The sequence below is a fragment of the Pseudomonas sp. GM24 genome (assembly GCF_000282235.1).
Lineage (GTDB): Bacteria > Pseudomonadota > Gammaproteobacteria > Pseudomonadales > Pseudomonadaceae > Aquipseudomonas.
In genome coordinates, this window is record NZ_AKJR01000238.1 from 1 (window position 1) to 3,521 (window position 3,521).

Genomic DNA, 3,521 nt, shown 5'->3' on the forward strand with positions numbered 1-3,521 from the left:
TTCAGGTCGATGTATGACGCCAGACACCTCGGTCAGCCCCCTCTCCCTCGGGGAGAGGGCTGGGGTGAGGGTGCTCTTGATTCTCAGGCAACCTGAGCCTTCAACGCCCGCCTCAACGCCACCAACAATTTCACAATCTCCTGCGGATCCAGTCGCTGCGGCACTTTTACGTCCATGTTCTCTTCCTTGTTATGAGTTTGGCCGGGTGAGTCTGGCCAAAAGCTGTTCGTCCTTGGAGGGCTTTCGTGAAAAAAAGATCCGTCCTACAGCGCAAAGAAAAATAGCCTTCTTATTCCTTCCCGGCAAACCCACAAGATAGTTTTTTGGGTGATATCAATATGCTTTAACAGTATTTAAATTCTTGTTTTTATATCTATAAAGTCGGTGTCTGCCGGACAGCCACCCGCTGTCCATGGAGTGCACCACCGTCGCTTACCGAGCGGCGTCCAGGACGTTTCATGACTTTTGATTACGCATTTATCCTCAGCACCCTGCCGGCGTTTCTCAAAGCCGTGGGCGTGACGCTGCAGGTCGGATTAATCGCCATCGGCACCTCGCTGTTGGTGGCGCTGCTCAACGCGACGATTCTGGTGTTCCGCACGCCATACCTGCAAAAACTGGTCGGCCTGTATGTGGAGCTGGCGCGCAACACACCGCTGTTGATCCAGTTGTTCTTCGTTTACTTCGCCTTGCCGGCGCTGGGGATCAAAGTCTCCGGCTTCACCGCCGCGATTATCACCATGACCTTTCTCGGTGGCGCCTATCTCACCGAAGTCTTGCGTGCGGGCGTCGATGCGGTGCCGCAGGCGCAACTGGAATCAGGGCGCTCGATCGGCCTGTCCCACGGTCAGTTGCTGCGCTACGTGATCCTGCCGCAAGCGGGGATTCTCAGCCTGCCGTCGCTGTTCGCCAATTTCATTTTCCTGCTCAAGGAAACCACCGTGGTCTCGGCGGTGGCGGTACCGGAAATCCTCTACACCACCAAGAGCTACATCGCGCTCTATTACAAAACCTACGAAATGCTCGCCGTGCTGACGCTGATCTGCGTGCTGCTGTTCTTGCCGCTGTCGCTGTTGCTCAGCCGTCTGGAAAGGAGGCTCCAGCATGGCCAGTTCGGGTCTTGAGTTGCTCTGGGTGTCGTTGCCGCAATTGGCCAAAGGCGCCGGGCAAACCCTGTCGATCTCGTTTCTGAGCATCGCCATCAGCACCGTTGGCGGCGTGCTCTACGGTGTGCTGCGAACGCTCAACGTGACGTGGCTGAACGCGATCCTGCGGGTGTATCTGGAGCTGTTCCGGGCGATCCCGGTGCTGGTCTGGCTGTATCTGTTGTTCTTCGGTCTGCCGATTTTCTTCGGCCTGAGCATTCCCAGCTTTTGGTGCGCGGTGCTGGTGCTGTCGCTGTGGGGCGCCAGCGAGGTGGGTGAAGTGGCGCGCGGAGCGCTGCATTCGTTGCCACGCGGGCAGCGTGAAGCGGGGCTGTCGATAGGTCTGAACGCCGCGCAACTCTACGGTTACGTGCTGCTGCCGCAAGCGCTGAAACGCATGACGCCGCCGACCATCAACGTCTACACGCGAATCATCAAGACCAGCTCGCTGGCGGTGTTGATCGGTGTGGTCGACGTGATCAAGGTCGGCCAGCAGATCATCGAGCGTACTTACGAATCGGTGCTGATCTACGGCGCGCTGTTCCTGTTTTTCTTTTTCATCTGCTACCCGCTGTCGGCCGCCTCGCGCGTGCTGGAGCGGCGCTGGACGCAAGCATGAGCGCATTGATCGAGTTTCACGGCTTCAACAAATTCTATGGCGAGCAGCAAGTGCTCAACGGCATCGACCTGCAGGTGCAGAGCGGCGAAGTGATCGTCATCCTCGGCCCCAGCGGCTGCGGCAAAAGCACCTTGTTGCGTTGCCTCAATGGTCTGGAAGAGGCCCACAGCGGCAGCCTGAAATTTCTCGGCCGCGAACTGCTGGGCAAGTCCACTGACTGGCGCGAGATCCGTCAGCAGATCGGCATGGTGTTCCAGAGTTATCACCTGTTCCCGCACATGAGCGTGCTCGACAATCTGCTGCTCGGCCCGCTCAAGGTGCAGAAGCGCCAGCGCCGCGAGGCGCAGCAGCAAGCCGAAGCGCTGCTCGAACGCGTGGGCCTGGCGGACAAGCGCGATGCTTTCCCGCGTCAGCTCTCCGGCGGCCAGCAGCAACGCATCGCCATTGTCCGCTCGCTGTGCATGAACCCGCGCGTAATGCTCTTCGACGAAGTCACCGCTGCCCTCGACCCGGAAATGGTCAAGGAAGTTTTGCAGGTCATTCAGGGCCTGGCCCGCGAAGGCATGACCCTGTTGATCGTCACCCATGAAATGGCCTTCGCCCGCGCGGTGGCCGACCGCATCGTGTTCATGGATGCCGGGCGCATCCTTGAACAGAACCCGCCCGAGATTTTCTTTACGAACCCGCAAACCGCACGCGCGCAGCAGTTTCTGGAGAAGTTCTCCTTCGTGGCAACACTGCCAAAAACGAATCCGACAAAGGAACTGGAACTGTTATGAAAACTGCCGCTTTTTTACTGCCCCTACTGAGCCTCGCCTTACTTGCCGGTTGCAGCAAAACCGAAGAACCGCCAAAGCCGAAGGTTGCCAGCGAAAGCTCCGCGCCGGCCGGTTACCTGGACAAGATCAAGGCTCGCGACAAACTGATCGTTGGCGTCTTTACCGACAAGCCGCCATTCGGTTTTGTCGATGAGGCCGGGCGCTACGTCGGCTTCGATACCGACATTGGCCGCCGTTTCGCCAAGGATCTGCTCGGTGATGAAAACAAGGTCGAGTTCGTTGCCGTCGAACCGGCAAGCCGTATCCCGTTCCTGCAAAGCGACAAGGTCGACCTGATTCTCGCCAACATGACCGTAACCCCGGAGCGCAAGGAAGCGGTGGAATTCACCAACCCGAACCTCAAGGTTGCGGTGCAGGCGCTGGTGCCGCAGAGCAGCTCGGTGAAAAACCTTGATGACCTGGCGTCCCGCACCACCATCGTCACCACCGGCACCACTGCCGATATCTGGCTGACCAAGAATCACCCGGACTGGAAACTGCTGAAGTTCGAGAAAAACTCCGAGTCGCTGCAGGCCCTGGCCAATGGTCGAGGCGATGCTTATGCACAGGACAATCTGGTGTTGTTCAGCTGGGCCAAGCAGAACCCGGGTTATCGTGTGCTGGATGACAAATTGGGTGCAGAAGCGCCGATTGCGCCGGCGGTGAAGAAGGGCAATATCGAGTTGCGTGACTGGGTGAATACTGAGCTGAGCAAGCTGGGTGAGGAGAAGTATCTGCTCAAGCTGTACGACCAATATGTGCGTAAAGAGCTGAGCGATGACACCAAGCCTGAGAGCGTGATTGTCGAGGGTGGCAAGTGGCAGGGGTGATTGCCCGCTGAGTCTGTGGTGAGGCCTGCCCCTCACCCCAGCCCTCTCCCGAGGGAGAGGGAGCCGACCGAGGTGTCCTGCATTAGACATCGACCTGAAAGCCGAGTCG

At 58.5% G+C, this 3,521-nt stretch carries 4 protein-coding genes; all 4 read left to right on the plus strand.

What is annotated here, in order from left to right:
• The first annotated feature begins 458 nt into the window (after nt 1–458).
• Genes PMI23_RS24975 through PMI23_RS24990 form a run of 4 tightly spaced genes read left to right on the plus strand, consistent with a single transcriptional unit; the run spans nt 459 to nt 3,412 of the window.
• Nucleotides 459–1,124 carry an amino acid ABC transporter permease gene (locus tag PMI23_RS24975; protein WP_007918712.1) on the plus strand — a complete coding sequence of 222 codons (666 nt, stop codon included), beginning with the start codon at nt 459–461 and terminating at the stop codon, nt 1,122–1,124.
• Nucleotides 1,105–1,764, plus strand: a complete 660-nt coding sequence (locus PMI23_RS24980) for an amino acid ABC transporter permease (RefSeq protein ID WP_007918714.1) — start codon at nt 1,105–1,107, stop codon at nt 1,762–1,764. Before PMI23_RS24975 ends, PMI23_RS24980 begins: the two co-directional genes overlap by 20 nt.
• Nucleotides 1,761–2,543, plus strand: coding sequence for an amino acid ABC transporter ATP-binding protein (locus PMI23_RS24985; RefSeq protein WP_007918716.1), 783 nt, complete (start codon nt 1,761–1,763; stop codon nt 2,541–2,543). The genes PMI23_RS24980 and PMI23_RS24985 overlap by 4 nt, the downstream gene beginning before the upstream one ends.
• The gene (locus tag PMI23_RS24990) at nt 2,540–3,412 is read left to right on the plus strand and encodes a transporter substrate-binding domain-containing protein (protein ID WP_007918717.1); all 873 of its coding nucleotides are present in this window, start codon (nt 2,540–2,542) and stop codon (nt 3,410–3,412) included. The genes PMI23_RS24985 and PMI23_RS24990 overlap by 4 nt, the downstream gene beginning before the upstream one ends.
• Nucleotides 3,413–3,521 lie beyond the last annotated feature (109 nt).